Source organism: Streptomyces sp. NPDC012637 (genome assembly GCF_042954805.1).
Lineage (GTDB): Bacteria > Actinomycetota > Actinomycetes > Streptomycetales > Streptomycetaceae > Streptomyces.
Genome location: NZ_JBIBDS010000001.1, coordinates 285,606 through 300,719 on the forward strand (window position 1 = coordinate 285,606; position 15,114 = coordinate 300,719).

Sequence of the window (15,114 nt, forward strand, 5' to 3'; positions counted from 1 at the left end):
CGCATAGGGATCCCTTATGCATGCCGCGGGAGATTCCTATTGGAGTCCCTTCGCGGCCTCGTGGCAGTGTCCTTTGGAAACGACGAACGGGGCCACCGCCCAAGGAGCGAAGCTGTGGATCTGGGAATTTCGGGCAAGACCGCGCTCGTACTGGGCGGGGGTGGGGGTCTCGGCGGAGCGATCGCCCAGACTCTCGCCGCGGAAGGCGCCGCTGTCGCCGTCGCGGACATCAGCCCACAGGCCGCCGAGCGCACCGCCGAGGCGGTGGCCGGAGCGGGCGGGAAGGCCGTGCCCCTGGAATGGGATCTCGCGGACCTGGGCGCGATCGACCAGCACGTCGCGGCAGTCGAAGGGGCCCTCGGTCCCGTGGACATCCTGGTCAACAACACGGGAGGGCCGCCGCCCTCGCCGGTTGCGGGGCAGGACCCTGAACTCTGGCTGAGGCACTTCCAGTCCATGGTGCTGTCCGTCATCGCGATCACAGACAGGGTCGTGCCGCTGATGCAGAGCCGCGGCTGGGGCAGGATCATCACCAGTACCAGCTCGGGGGTGATCGCCCCCATCCCCAACCTGGGGCTGTCGAACGCCCTGCGGGGCAGCCTGCTCGGCTGGTCCAAGACGCTGGCCCGGGAAGTCGCGGCCGAGGGTGTCACCTGCAACGTGGTCGTTCCGGGACGAATCGGCACTCAGCGGACCACGTTCCTCGACCAGGCCAGGGCCGACCGGGAGGGCAGGTCCGTCGCGGAGACGTCCGCCGAGAGCGTCGCCTCGATCCCTGTGGGCCGCTACGGCGAACCGCGGGAATACGCCGCCGCCGTCGCCTTCCTCGCAAGCGCCCATGCTTCTTACATCACGGGCTCGGTCCTTCGCGTCGACGGCGGACTCATCACCAGTCTCTGAAACAGGCATCGGACTTCTGAGGAGGCAGAACAATGGCACCGCTGGACCGCACCACCCATGGTGTTTTCGCCATCGCACCCACGCCTTTCGACGAGGAAGGCGCCGTCGATGTCGACTCGCTCAGCCGACTCGTCGACTTCTACCAAGACGCCGGCGTCACCGGACTGACCCTCCTGGGGCAGATGGGCGAAGCACCCAAGCTGTCCCACGAGGAAAGCGTGCGCATCGTCCAACACGTCATCAAGCGAACCGACCTGCCGGTCGTCGTGGGCGTCTCCGCGCCCGGTTACGCCGCTATGCGGGCTCTCGCGGTTGACGTCATGTCAGCCGGCGCCGAGGGCGTCATGATCGCCCCGCCGAACACGCTGCGGACCGAGGACCAGATCGTGAGCTACTACGAGGGAGCGGCGGGTGCCATCGGCGCGGACGTGCCGTTCGTGATCCAGGACTATCCGCTGTCGTTCTCCGTCGTCATGTCCCCTGCCGTCATCGCCCGCATCGCGAACGCCGCGCCGGGATGCGTGATGCTCAAGCACGAGGACTGGCCAGGCTTGGAGAAGATCAGCGCACTGCGGCAACTCGAAGCCGACGGAGTGATGCCCCGCCTGTCGATCCTGTGCGGAAACGGCGGCCTCTTCCTGGACTTCGAGACCGAACGCGGAGCTGACGGAGCGATGACGGGCTACTGCGTTCCCGAGCTCCTCGTCGACGTGGTGCGCCACACCGCGGCCGGCGACCGTGACGCCGCCCATGACCTCTTCGACGCCCATCTGCCCCTGCTGCGCTACGAACAGCAGCCGGGCATCGGCCTGGCCGTGCGCAAGTACGTCATGAAGCGCCGCGGAATCCTGGCCTCCGACACCCAGCGCAAGCCCGGGTCCGTGCTCTCGGCTCGTGCCCGCACCGAGGTCGACTACTTGCTGTCCCGGCTCACCCGCAAGGACAGCAGGGTCGCGCTTACGGCATGACGCGCAGATGACACCCCTCGGCGCATCCCCGCCGACGCGAGCTGCGCGCCATGCCGCAGGTCCTGAGAAGCACCGGATTCGTGGTCACAGCGCAAGCACTGGGCAGCGCTCGGCCGAGTAACTTGGTCACATGCAGCTACGTCAGCTGGAGTACTTCCTCGCGGTCTGGGAGGCGGGCTCCTTCAGTGGAGCGGCTGCGCGACTCTATGTCACGCAGCCTTCGCTGTCCCAGCAGATCGGGGCCTTGGAGAAGGAGCTGGGCGCGGTCCTGCTGGAGCGCGGCCGGCAAGGGGTGACGCTGACTCCCGCGGGCCGTGCCTTCCTTCCCCGAGCACAGAACGTCGTCCGCGCGGTTCAGGACGCGCAGGACTCGGTGCGCGAGGTGGTGGAGGGCCGTCAGGGCGATGTCCACGTCCTGACCGTGCGGTCCGTCGCCTCGGGGATCCTGCCGCCGTCCGCGGCGCGCTGGCACTCGACGTACCCCTCCACCGTGCTGAGACTGCACGACTACTCCCACCGCCGGGACCTCGAGGAGGCCATGCGCAGTGGCCAGGGCGACATCGCGGTCGGCCCACGGCCCGACCCGTGGGAGGGGCCCGTCGTCTCCCTGGGATACGAGGAGATGGTGGTGACCGGCTCGGCCGAATACCCGGCGGGGGCATCGGCCGATCCCGCCGAACTGGCCGCTGCCGACTGGGTGCTCTACGAGCAGGAACAGGGCATGAGCGAAGTGGTGGACCGCCTGACACGGCACCTCGGGTTCACCCCGCGCGCCGTCGCACGCACGGGCCAGGTCTCCGCAGCGCTGCTGTTCGCGGTCGAGGGAATCGGCGTGACGGTGACGCCGGAGAACGCGGTGCCGCTGCGCTGGTCGAGGCACGCCCGGCGGATCGGACCCGGCTGTTTCCGGGAGCTGGTGGTGTTCAGCAGAAAGCGCCCTTCCCAACTGGCCGAGCGATACCGGGACATGCTCACCGCTTTGGAGCTGCCACTCACTGCCGAACGGGATCTGCCAGAAGGAGCACTCTGCTTCTGACGAGCTCGTGCACGGTAAGCGGCGCCCTGCTCGACGGCCAGGTGGAGCTTGGCGGTGAACCCGCCGTGCAACCGTCCCAGCCCCGTGGTCACAGGGCTCGGTGAAGATGCCGCCCGGTGGTTCCTTCTGCGGGCCGCCCTGTTTGCGGACTCCTGCCGCGTGCTGGTGGACACGGCAGACCGTGGAGTCGACGCCCAGATCCCACGTGATCCCACCCTTCGCGTCGCCGGGGACCGGAGCCGGGTGAGGATCCGCCGCCAGGTGCCGTTGCGCTGCCACCGACGGAACAGGTCGTAGCCCCGGCACCACGGTCCGTGCTCAGTGGGGGCACTCCCATCTCCACGCTGCTCACCCTTGCGTTTGACTTCACGAAGAAGGGTGACCATTCTGGTCACGTAGTAACCGAAACGGTCACCCAGGGAGTGCGCACCATGCCGAACGACAACAAGCCCGCAGGAAGCAGGCTGGGGCCGCGGTTGTGGCTGACCCCGGCAGTCATCGTCACCGTGGTCATGGCTGCCCTGGCAGCGTTGTATCTGGGGTCGACGGTCAACTCCTCCAAAGACCTCAACGGCTTTCCCGTAGCGGTCGTCAACGCCGATGCCGGAGCCACCAGCCCGTCGGGGCAGCACATCAACATCGGCCAGCAGATCTCCGACAGCCTGCGCGAGGGGGTCGACGGCGACAAGTTCGATCTCCGCTACGTGAGCCTGGCCACAGCGGAGGAGGACATGGGCAAGGGGAAGCTCTACGGCGCGATCGTTCTGCCCTCGGACCTGAGCGAAAGGCTGGTGACTCTCACGGAGAGCGCGGCGACCGGTGGGGCCGCGCAGCAGCCCGCAGTCACCGTGTACACCAATCCCCTCGCGAACACTTCCAGCACGTCCGTCGTCAATTCCTTCGCTTCTCAGGCGCTGGCCGAGGCGAACCAGACCGTGGGCGAGCAACTGCTCGCCACTGCGACACAGGCCGGGGACGAGGCGGCATCCGGCAGCCAGTCCATCACGGGAACGGCACGCATCGTTCTCTCCGAACCGATGCTGGTGCACGTCACGCCGTTCAAGGAGGTTCCCGACGGGACCGGCGGCGGCCTCTCGGCCTTCTACTACGCCCTCCTGCTGGCGCTGGCCGGGTTCACGGGCTCCATGATCGCCACCAGCCTCGTCGACTCCCAGCTCGGTTTCACTCCGTCGGAGATCGGTCCGCTCTACCGCATGGAACCCCACTCGGGTCGCAGCCGCCTGGCCACCCTTGTTCTGAAGTGGGGAATCATGACGGGGATCGCGGTGCTCGTCAGCAGCGTCTATCTGGGGATCGCGGACTGGATCGGCATGCCGCTGGACCATCCCTGGGAGCTGTGGCTGTTCAGCGTCCTGAGCATCACGGCCGTCGCGGTGGTTGCCCAGGCGATTCTCGCCCTGCTGGGCGGTCTGGGCATGGTGGTCAACCTCTTCCTCTTCATCGTGCTCTCGATCCCCAGCTCCGGCGGTACGACACCGCTGGAAGCCATGCCCCCCTTCATCCGCTTCCTCAGCTCGTTCGAACCCATGCACCAGATCTATCTGGGTACGCGCTCGATCCTGTACTTCGGCGCCACCTCGGATTCAGGGCTGACGCGGGCCGTGTCGGCCGCAGTGATCGCACTCGCCCTCGGCCTCCTCGTCGGGGCGCTGGGCACTCGTGGCTACGACCTCAAGGGGCTGGCCAGGAAGCACAGCACCCCTGCCGTCGCCGGGCAGTGACCGACAGACTCCGCTGGAGATGCTCCACAGCATCCCCAGCGGAGCACCACGAGCGGCTGCCCCGGGGCGCTGCCTCCCTCTACGGGCGGAACACCAGCCGCGCAGAGGCGTAGGGGCCAGACCGGCTCGACCTCGGACAGCGGTCGCCCTGCCCTCGGTCCTACGGCCGTGTCGCCGGCTTGGGCAGATCGCGTCCTTCGATGTCGACGTTCGGCAGGATCTTCTGCAGCCATCGCGGCAGCCACCACCCGCCCTGGCCGACCCACATGAGCACGGCGGGCACGAACGTCATCCGGATCAGGAAGGCGTCGACCAGCACCCCGAAGGCCAGGGCGAAGGCGATCGGTTTCACGATGGCGTCCTGCATCGTGACGAAGCCGGCGAAGACCGCCACCATGATCAACGCGGCGGCGGTGACCACCCGGAATGCCAGGGGCGAGCCCTGCAGGACGGCCCGGCGGGCGTCACCGCCGTGTGCGTACTCCTCGTGGATGCTGGAGACGACGAACACCTCGTAGTCCATGGCCAGTCCGAAGAGCACGGCCATGAGGATGATCGGCAGGAAGGACACCACCGGCCCGGTCTTCGTGACGCCGATGAAGTCCGCGGCCCAGCCCCACTGGAAGACCACGACCACCGCGCCGAAGGCGGCCGCGACGGAGAGCAGAAACCCGACCGTCGCCTTGACCGGGACCACGAGGGAGCGGAAGACCAGCAGCAGGATCAGCAGGCACAGGCCCACGACCACGATCGCGAAGGTCAGCAGCGAGTCGCTGAGCTTCTGGGACACGTCGACGTTGACGGCGGTCTGCCCGGTGACCTGGTACGAGATCCCGGTGCCGGACCGGACCGAGGACTCCTTGGCCCGCAGCGCCTTGACCAGGTCGCTGGTGGCCTCGTCCCCGGAGCCGGTGGTCGGCACCACGGTCATCAGCGCGTACTCGGGATTGAGCTGCTGGGCCGCCGAGGCGAGGGCGACACCCTTGGTGGCGGCCAGGGCCTGGCGCACGGTGTCCAGTTGCCCGGTGAGCTCCTGGGCGGACAACGCCTCGGCGCCGCCGGTGTTCAACAGGAGCAGCAGCGGGCCGTTGAGGCCGGGGCCGAACTCCTTGGTGATGGTGTCGTAGGTCTCGCGCTGGGTGGTGGACTTCGCGGCGCTGCCGTTGTCGGGCAGGGCCAGGTGCAGGTCGCGGGCGGGCCAGGCGACGACCAGGAGCCCGGCTGTCACCAGGACGACGGTGAGGGCAGGGATACGGGTCACCGTCCGCACCCACCGGGCGCCCAGCGTCGGCTTCGGCTTCGGCTCCGCCGGGTCGCCCGGCCCGGATGTCTTCTTCGGCTTGGATCGCAGCCGCTCACCCGCGAATCCAAGGAGCGCGGGCAGCAGGGTGAGGGCGACGAGTGCGGCGCTCGCCACGCCTCCCGCACCGGCCAGCCCCATCACGGTCAGGAAGGGAATGCCGACGACGGAGAGTCCGACCATGGCGATGATCACGGTGAGCGCCGCGAAGGCGACCGCGCTGCCGGAGGTTCCGATCGCGCGGGCCGCAGAGTCCTCGGGCGTCATCCCTGCATTGAGCTGGTCGCGGTGGCGGGACAGGATGAACAGCGTGTAGTCGATGCCGACCGCGAGGCCCAGCATGACCGTCAGGGTCAGCGCCGTGGAGGAGATCGCGGTCAGATGGCTCACCAGGAGCAGCCCGCCGGCGCCGACCACGACGCCGATGACGGCGGTGAGCACCGGCATCCCGGCCGCGAGCAGCGATCCGAACGTGATCACCAGGATGACCAGGGCGATGACGACACCGACGCCTTCCTTGGCGCTGATGTCGACACCGGTGCTGTTGTACGCCTGACCGCCCACCGACACTACGAGCCCGGCCTTCTCGGCCGCGGCGATCGTATCCTCGAGAGAGTCCAGCGACCCGTCCTCGAGGTCCGCGTTGGAGACGGTGTACTGGACCTGTGCGAGGGCCGCGCGGCCGTCCTTGGACACGGCCCGGGTCTGCTCGGGCGAGAGGACCCCGGCGACCTGCGGGGCGGCCGCGGCCTCCTTGAGCGTCGCGGCGATCCCCGCCTGGTACTTCTGCGCGGTGACCCGCTCCCCCGCCGGGGCGGTGAACACGATCTGCGCGTTGGTACCACCGGCCGCCGGATACACCCGATTGAGTGTGTCGAGCGCCCGCTGGGACTCCGACCCGGGAATCGTGAACGTGTCATCGGTGTCCTCACCGGCCACGCCGAGACCGGCCACCACCGCGGTGATCACCACCGCCCACAGAGCGAGAACCAGCCTGCGACGCCGGAACGCGAGCTTCCCGAGGTGGTAGAGAAACTGGCCATGGCACGCACGCTCCGGTCATCAGGTCATGGAACTCCTGATGAATATCTCAAAACAGACACAACCATGCACTTACGGTCATATTTGCCCGGATCTGAAAGTGGACTCTCCAGCCACTGCACAAGATCACGCGCTCAGCGCGAGCAGCTGTGGCGACCCCCCGTGTGCCGACCGAGATGACTCCGTGGGCGGGCGGCCTCAGGTTCACACCGTCCTGCCCGGTCAGACGTCGTCGCGCAGGTGGGCGAGCCCGCCAAGAAGGAGTTCGAGCCCGAAGGAGAACTCGTCCTCGATCGGAACGGGCATCGACGCAGCGACGGTGACCGTTGCCGGGAACAAGGCTGGATCGACGCCCTCGAAGACGGCGGGCACTCGCGCGTCGTCGAGTTGCCCGCCGCTGCCATGTCCGTTGACCTGTATGGCGAATCCGAGGACGTAGCGAGCGAGGGTGGCATAGGCGTGCGCGGCCAGTCGCGGCGGGAAGCCGCTGTCGAGCAGTGCCGCGACGCAGTGCTCCCGCAGCACCATGGCGTTCGGCCCCAGGGGAATCTCTTCGACCATGAGGCGCGCGGCGTTCCGGTGCTGTGCCAGGGCCTCGAACATGGTGTGTGCGACCGTCCGCAGCGCTTGCTGCCAGTCCATCGCGCGGAATTCGTCGCCATCCAGTTCCACGGCGCCGAACATACGGTCCACGACATGGGCGACCAGCGCCGCTCGGTTGTCGAAATGCCGGTACAGGGTCGCGGTGCCCGAGCCCAGACGCTGGGCCAGCGTCCGCATCGAGAGAGCGTCGGCCCCTTCGTCGTCCACGATCTGCAGAGCGGTAGAGACGATGCGCTCCAGCGGCACGGGCGGACGCCCCGGGCGCCGAGCCGATGCCGTGGTCGCCCGCGTAGGACCAGGTGCTGCCACTGAACCTCTACCTCCTCGGCCGGCAACATAACAGCAACACCGTATCCACTATGAAGATCGCCGGTTGAGCGTGGAGCGGATACACCACCTCGATCAACCCGTCGACAACCGCTCACGGGGAACTCGCGGGCTGCGGCGGCGCAGGCGCACAGCAACTCCGACTCGGGGTGGCCGTGCACACAGACCTGTCGTTCCACACGACCACCACCGTGTGCCCGCCCGCGAGCCGGTGGCCGAAGCACTGCTCGGCACGCGCGCGGCCCCGCGGCGCCAGCTGCCCCGTCGCAGTGCTCAATCACCCACGCCGGCATTGCCGTTGCCCCTGCGGCCCAGTGCACCAAGGCCCGCAGCGATCACCGCATCGGTGCGCTCGGTCCATCTGGCCTCACGGTTCGCCATCATCGTGACGGTCACAGCACCGATCGCGGACACCACCCGCACATGCCGTTCCTCATCAGTCCAGACATCGGGATCGAAGGCTTCCATCAACATGCGCTGCGCCCCGGAGAGGCGCTGCATGATCTCGGGCTCTCGCGTCAGCCAGAAGGCGCCGACGATGAGCGCACCAGTTCCCGGCCACTCCTCGATCAGCTTGACCAGTGCACCGAGCAGGGCGGCGTCCCGCTCGAGCCCGACCGGGAGGCCCTCACCCGCAGCCGCCACTCGTGCGGCATGTTCCTCCGCGCGAGCCACCACGGCGTCCTGGATCCGCTCCTTCGAACCAAAGCGCTTCAGCACAGCCGCCTTGGAGTAGCCGGCGCCGTCAGCGATCGCCTGCACAGGGCCCTGAGCGAACCCGTGCCGCGCAAAGACGAAGGCCGCCACGTCGATCAGGGCACGATCGATCTCCTCGCTGGTGGGCCTCACGGTTGACTTCATAACCAAAGGTTACCGTTTCGGTCGGCAAGTGACCGAAACGGTAACACCGCCCTTCATCCACCTGCGCGGGCGAGCGCACCCCTGGAGGAGCCGCGGCAGCCGTAGGCATCAACGCGGACACGGCAACCGAACAAAATCTTGCCCCATCTCACCCACCACAGCGATCGCACGGCGGCCAGGTCCGACCCCGGCTGCACTCCTTCGCACGGCACGGGCACGTTTGGTGGGAGCCGCGCAGGAACTCCGACGTCCGTGGTACGCCCAGGGGATTCAGGCAGATTGCGTCGGGCAACCCGAGGGTCTGCGCACCAGCAGCCTCGACAGGAGCGTTTTCGGGGCCGTTCTCGGTCGGCACGCCTGCCGCCACCGCCCTGTCCGCGTTGCAGTCCCACCGCGGAGCTCGACGATCTCTCCCCTCGGCAACCAGAGCAGCATGGCAGCCGCGGCAATGCCGCCTGATACGCACTATCGAGGGTCGGGAAAGCCGTCGAGGCCCAAAGAGTAGGGGCTGAGTGGCATACCGTCGTCGGGCGATTCGGTCAGGAACATCCGGTAGTGCTCGCCCCGGGCGGGACGCATCACGAGGGTCGCCTCCTGCAGGCGACCGCTGCGGAGCGACTCGAGGACGATGGGCCCGTCGTCGGCTGTGACTTCCGTATGGAAGATGCAGACGGAGCCGAGGTTGAAAAGATGCCCTGCGATGGTGATCCCGTATTCGGAGCTGGTGATTCGTAGAGACTGTGGCCGGCCGCTGAGCAGCTCCCTTGTGTTCGCGTCGTCGATCCAGGTGAGCGTGATCGTCAGTTCGCGAGTGAATGGTGATGCTACACAGCGGCCCTCCACCAGGAGACGAGCCATCCGCAGAGCAATCCGGTCGGTCATCGACATGTCGGCGGGGATGGGGAGGTCCTGTTCGCAGTATCGCTGGACCACTTCGAGGTCCTCCAGGAACAGCTGCAGCTGTGCCCAGCGGCGGAGATCATCCGCAGTGCCGCTCTTCGGCAGGCGCCCCGCACCCGCGAGTTGGCCGTCAATCATCACTCGGAAGTCGCCGCCGAGCGCAAGGCGCCGGCGTAGCCTCAGCACCTTTAGCGCCTCTGCCGGAGCGAGTCCGGCAAGATCGAACTGATAGGCGAGCTTCGCGGGAGCCGAGTCATCGAACGGACGCAGCACCCGAAGCACCGCACCAGGTAGAGCCACCTCGATCGAGCTCCCCAAGGAGCCGGCACCTCGCGCCTTCAGTCGACCCGCGTACGACGCATGCACGCTACCGTCCTCGCCGAGGAAGACCACGGAGACTGCAGCATCGGCCCCTGACGCCGGTGAGATCGGCCTCCACAACACCGCGGTGTTGGTGAATGTCTGCGCGATCCAGTCCGGTCCGCTGACCGTCAGGCTCTCCACCGCGTCAGGCGGGAGCTCGACCGCCTCGGCGACTCCGAACCCCAAAGAGCGTGTAACGGCGGCTGACAGATCGGCGTTCATAGCCGTTCCGGCGATGGTCAAGGTGATGGGACTTACCTCATGGGCCCTGGGATGCTTCGCCCGCAGAGTGTGGATGACCCTGTCGCCTTCGCGGGCGAAGTCCACCGTCCAGTCCGGATCGAGGTCATCGACCACGCGCCCCAGAGCCTGCACTCGGGTACTCAAGTCGGCCGTGCCGCCCGCCAGGATGTCCTGCTCCCGATTCAAGATCTTCGCGCCAGCCAGCGATCGAGCCACTCTGCCTCCGTCATCATGCCTGGTCAGCCCCCTTCCGCATATACGGAATTGCATCAAACTCTGCCCATGCGGCGTTCGGGGGCTACAAGCAGTCGGGGGTGGGCCGGGAGACGCACAAGATGATGCTGGACCACTACCAGCAGACGAAGAACATCCTCCAGAGTTACAGCCCCAAGAAGCTCGGGTTCTTCTAGGCAAGCGAAATCGGGTGTCTGGAGGTGGCGGCCCCTCCAGGCGCCTGGCGCGACGCTGTCGACTGCTCGGGTCACCAGGGGGCTCACCGTCCGTGGCCCCGTCGAAGTCGCCCCAGATGATGAAGATCGTCGATACGGGTGGTTTAGTGCCCGATCCGGTCACCGACGCCTCCCTCCCGGTTACGTTGAGTGACGCATGGTCATGTCGGTGTCGGCGCAGTCTGGGTGGCGGGAGAGTTTGGGTGTGCACACGGTTCGGCTCGGCTTCGTTCATGTCCTGCTGACGCTGCTCGTCGTCGTCGGACAGGATCCGTCGTCCGCCACCGCGGCAGATGGTGGGCGTCCCGCCGCGGCGGTACCGGCCGGTTCCGGGCCGGCGGCCGCCTCGGCGCGGGCCCGGTCGACCGGTCGGCAGACGGAGGTGCTCGGCGAACGAACGCCGACCGCCCAGGTCTTCGCCAATCCGGACGGGACCTTCACCCTCGAGCAGCACCTACGCCCGGTCCGGGCTCGTGACGCGTCCGGCTGGCGGAACCTGGACACCACCTTGCGTGCCCGGTCCGACGGGTCGGTCACCCCGGTGGCGGCGGCCGCCGCCCTCGAGTTCTCGGGCGGTGGCACCGCCCCACTCGTCCGCTACTCGACCGCCGGCAGGCGATTGGAGCTGGGCTGGCCGACACCCCTGCCCCGACCCGAACTGGCCGGGGACACCGCCACCTACCGCGCCGTGCTGCCCGGTGTGGACCTGAGCCTACGGGCGACCGCAGACGGGTTCTCGCACGCACTCGTCGTGCGTGACCGCTCGGCGGCACTCAATCCGGCGCTGGCGGAGCTCCGGTTCGGGCTGCGGACCGAGGGGCTCGCCGTCACCGTCGACGCCGCCGGCAACCTCACCGCCGCCGAGGAGAACGGCCGGCCGGTCCTCCGCGCGCCCGCACCGCAGATGTGGGACGCACCGGGAAAGGATCCCGCAGGTCCGCACGTCGAGGGCAAGACCTCCGCCACCGGCCGCCGGGTGACCATGCCGGTGAAGGTGGCCGGGACGACACTCACCCTCTTCCCCGACACGAAGCTGCTGGCCGACCCGCAGACCCGGTTCCCGGTCACCATCGACCCTGAATGGTCGTCGGGCCCGGGCGGATGGGCGCTGGTCTACGGCGTTCCGGACGGATACCGGAACCAGTCGTACTGGCTGGGGGACGGAGACGGCGTCGCCAAGGTCGGATACAGCACATGGGAACGACCGACGGTGCTCGCCCGGTCGTTCTTCCAGTACGATCTGCGGGCTCTGGCCGGCAAACAGGTCGTGCGGGCGGAGTTCAACGCCTTCGAATCCCATGCTCCCTCGTGCTCGCCTCGAGGCGTCCAGTTGTGGCAGACCGGTGTGGTCGAGCCGTGGACGACATGGGAGAACCAGCCGCCCGGCATCCGCCACCTGGGCACCCACCATGTGGCCCACGGCTACTCGGCGTCCTGCCCGGCCAACTGGATCGGCTTCGACGTCACGCCCGCCGCGGTCGACGCCGTGGGCGGCGGGTCGTTCGTGACGCTGATGCTGCGGGCCGAGGACGAGGGCGACCGGTACGCCTGGAAGAAGTTCAGCCCCGACCCGACACTGATCGTCACCTACAACTCCCTCCCCGACCGGCCGGAGCACCTGTCCGCCGGAGATCTCGGCTGCGGGCTGCAGCCCAACGAGCCGTACACGAGAAGCGCCACCCCCACCCTGCGGGCCACCCTCGCGGATCCCGACCGTGGGCCGCTGGCGGCGGAGTTCGAGTGGTGGGTGCGCGGTGACCACCGGGTGGACTCCCGGACGACGGTGATGCAGGAGTCCGGCACGCCGTTCTCGGTGTCCATCCCGCCCGGGACGTTCGCGGACGGGAGCAGGATCGGCTGGCGGGTACGGGGCTGGGACGGCCGGGCGCACGGTCCCTGGTCGCAGTGGTGCGACCTGACGGTCGATCAGACGCCACCGGGCAAGCAGCCGGTGGTCACGTCCACCGTCTACCCACCGGACACGCTGGGCGGCGGTGTGGGCCAGACGGGCGGCTTCACGCTGTCGACCGACGGCGACCCGGACATCGTGCGGTTCCGGTACGGCCTGGTCACTCCCCCGACCAAGGAGGCGGCGGTGGTGGACGGAAAGGCTCAGGTGGAAGTGACGCCCGGCCGGGGAGAACCGCACGACCTGTACGTCGTCGGCGTCGACCGGGCGGGCAACGAAAGCCGCCCGACGACGTACCACTTCCTCGTCCGCACCACACGCTTCCCACCGGTTCATCACTGGCGGATGGACGGCCGTCTGCCCGCCACCAGGGTCCCGGACGCCGTCGGATCCGGGGCGGACGGGACCCTCACGCCCGGCCCGACGGCCTGGACCACCGGGCGGGAGGGGGACGCCGTGCACTTCGACGGCCTCACCGGTCACCTCGCCATGGGCGAGCGGTCCACCGTGCACACCGGAGGCAGCTTCTCGGTCGCCGCCTGGGTGAGGCTGGACCGGCTCGACGGGCCGTGGCGGACGGCGGTCAGCCAGGACGGCGACCGCGCCAGCGGGTTCTACCTGCAGTACCGCAGTGACACCCGGCAGTGGGCCTTCACGGTCCCGGTGTCGGACATCGACCACTTCGGCGGCGACCGGGTGTCGTCGGACATTCCCGTCCGCGCGGGTGTGTGGACCCACCTCGCCGGGGTGTACGACGCGGGCGAACAGCTGATCAAGCTCTACGTCGACGGCAGGTTCGCCGGGCAGGCCGAGCACCGTACCAAGTGGCACGCGAGCGGCCAGGTGCAGATCGGCCGCGGCCGGTTCAACGGTGCACCGGTCGACCCCTGGCCCGGTGCGCTCGACGAGGTCCGGCTCTACGACCGGGTACTGAGCGATGGCCGGGTCTCCGTGGGGGACCGGGTCGCGGTCGACAGCGACATCCACGCGCTCGCCACCAGACCGTCGGTGGAGGAGGGACGCTGGACCTTCGAGGAGAACACCGCCGAGAGCACCGCCGACTCCTCCGGCATGCGCCGGCACGGCGAGCCCCAAGGCGGCGCCGTCTGGGGGCCCGGGCACGGAGACGGCAGCGCGGTGGCCCTCGACGGAGTCGACGACCACGTCGGCACCAGCGGGCCGGCGGTGCGCACGGACGGCAGTCTCACCGTCAGCGCCCGGGTCCGGCCGAGCGGGCAGGGCATGCCCACGATGACGGCGGTCAGCCAGGACGGAGACCGTGTCAGCGGGTTCCGGCTCCGCTACGACGGTCCGCGCCGGCGGTGGGCGTTCACTACCACCGGTTCCGATGCCGACGACCCCCTCCGCTACGAGGCCTCCGCCCCGGCCGGGGCGGTGTCCGGCGGGTGGACCCATCTCGCCGGGGTGTACGACGCCTCTGCCGGTGAACTGCGGCTGTACGTGAACGGCACGCTTCAGGCGGTGGGGCGGGCCGGGGAGCACTGGCACGCCTCGGGCGCGTTGCGGATCGGCCGGGCCAAGGAGCGGGGAACCGCGGCGGAGCACTGGGCTGGATCGATCGACGACGTCCGGGTGCACTCCGGCGTGCGGACGGCAGGACAGATCGAGGAGGAGGCCGGAGACCCGCGGGAGGGGCGTCCCTTCGCCCGGGACGGGCTGAACCGCTATCTCGGCCATAACGGCGAGCACGTCACCACCGGTGGTCCGGCCAGCGGCGGCCTCGCCCCGCCCGGCTATCACATGGAGCACGAACTGGGCTGGTTCGCACCGGCAGGCGCACCGGACACCGCGCTGCTCTACTCGTGTCTGACGGGTGAGGACCAGTTCACCTCCGTGGACCCCCAGTGCGAGGGACACCGCCGTCTGGCTGTCCTCGGTCCGGTGTATCGCAACGCGCCGGCCGACGAGGCGACCGTGGCGCTGTACCGGTGCCGCACCCCGGCCGGCGAGCACTTCGACTCCTGGCACCCCGGTTGCGAGGGCCAGGAGACCGAGTTCCGTCTCGGGCATGTGCGGGCGTACGCACCGCTGGTGCGCCATGTGCAGCCGGACCGTCCTGGCGACCACTGGAGCAGCGTGGGCGGTGTCCCGGCCGGCTACCGGGCGGAGGGACGCATCGGTGTGCTCTCCCTGGTCGAACGGCCCGACACGAGGCCGCTGTACGCGTGTCTGGACGGCTCCGACGCGTTCAGTTCGCTCTCCGCGGACTGCGAGGGGGCGCGGCAGGTCCGGCTGCTCGGATGGATCCGGACCCGGGCGCTCCCCGACGAGACGGGTTACGAGCTCAGACGCTGCCGGGTGACCGCCACGGGTGAGCGCTTCGACTCGACCGACGCGTCGTGCGAAGGCCAGACCGTCGACATGCCGCTGGGGCACCTGTTGCGTCGGCTCTGAACACCCGCCTCTTCCCACCGATGTCGGGTGGCGAGCCGGCGTCGCGGCCACCCGACC

The 15,114-nt window shown here is 68.9% G+C and carries 9 protein-coding genes and 1 pseudogene; 6 read left to right on the forward strand and 4 right to left on the reverse strand.

Annotation, left to right across the window (positions count from 1 at the left end):
• The first annotated feature begins 114 nt into the window (after positions 1-114).
• From ACFY8W_RS01385 to ACFY8W_RS01400, 4 genes are all read left to right on the forward strand, one after another.
• Positions 115-900 (forward strand): SDR family oxidoreductase, encoded by a 786-nt coding sequence (locus ACFY8W_RS01385; protein ID WP_391098706.1) that lies wholly within the window; start codon positions 115-117, stop codon positions 898-900.
• 32 nt (positions 901-932) lie between these two features.
• Positions 933-1,868, forward strand: coding sequence for a dihydrodipicolinate synthase family protein (locus ACFY8W_RS01390; protein ID WP_391098709.1), 936 nt, complete (start codon positions 933-935; stop codon positions 1,866-1,868).
• Between the two features lie 130 nt (positions 1,869-1,998).
• Entirely contained in the window at positions 1,999-2,904 is a 906-nt protein-coding gene (locus ACFY8W_RS01395; protein WP_391098712.1) for a LysR substrate-binding domain-containing protein, read from the forward strand.
• Positions 2,905-3,335: 431 nt separating this feature from the next.
• A complete protein-coding gene (locus ACFY8W_RS01400; RefSeq protein ID WP_391098715.1) occupies positions 3,336-4,646 on the forward strand; it encodes a DUF3533 domain-containing protein in 1,311 nt (436 codons plus the stop codon).
• Positions 4,647-4,806: 160 nt separating this feature from the next.
• Here the strand turns inward: ACFY8W_RS01400 and ACFY8W_RS01405 are convergent, their stop codons facing one another.
• The 4 genes from ACFY8W_RS01405 to ACFY8W_RS01420 all read right to left on the reverse strand — a co-directional run bounded on the left by ACFY8W_RS01405 (position 4,807) and on the right by ACFY8W_RS01420 (position 10,500).
• Positions 4,807-6,918: an MMPL family transporter gene (locus ACFY8W_RS01405; RefSeq protein WP_391098718.1), complete on the reverse strand. Its 2,112-nt coding sequence runs from the start codon at positions 6,916-6,918 to the stop codon at positions 4,807-4,809.
• A 291-nt stretch (positions 6,919-7,209) separates the two neighbouring features.
• On the reverse strand, positions 7,210-7,836 hold the full coding sequence (locus tag ACFY8W_RS01410; RefSeq protein WP_391098721.1) for a TetR/AcrR family transcriptional regulator C-terminal domain-containing protein: 627 nt from the start codon (positions 7,834-7,836) through the stop codon (positions 7,210-7,212).
• A 354-nt stretch (positions 7,837-8,190) separates the two neighbouring features.
• A complete protein-coding gene (locus tag ACFY8W_RS01415; RefSeq protein WP_391098724.1) occupies positions 8,191-8,778 on the reverse strand; it encodes a TetR family transcriptional regulator in 588 nt (195 codons plus the stop codon).
• A gap of 465 nt (positions 8,779-9,243) precedes the next feature.
• Entirely contained in the window at positions 9,244-10,500 is a 1,257-nt protein-coding gene (locus ACFY8W_RS01420; protein ID WP_391098727.1) for a hypothetical protein, read from the reverse strand.
• Positions 10,501-10,562: 62 nt separating this feature from the next.
• Between ACFY8W_RS01420 and ACFY8W_RS01425 the strand changes: the two are divergent.
• Both ACFY8W_RS01425 and ACFY8W_RS01430 read left to right on the forward strand, forming a co-directional pair.
• Positions 10,563-10,694, forward strand: a pseudogene (locus tag ACFY8W_RS01425) (aldehyde dehydrogenase family protein); the annotation flags it as partial.
• 244 nt (positions 10,695-10,938) lie between these two features.
• Positions 10,939-15,057 carry a LamG-like jellyroll fold domain-containing protein gene (locus ACFY8W_RS01430; protein WP_391098729.1) on the forward strand — a complete coding sequence of 1,373 codons (4,119 nt, stop codon included), beginning with the start codon at positions 10,939-10,941 and terminating at the stop codon, positions 15,055-15,057.
• Positions 15,058-15,114: the final 57 nt, after the last annotated feature.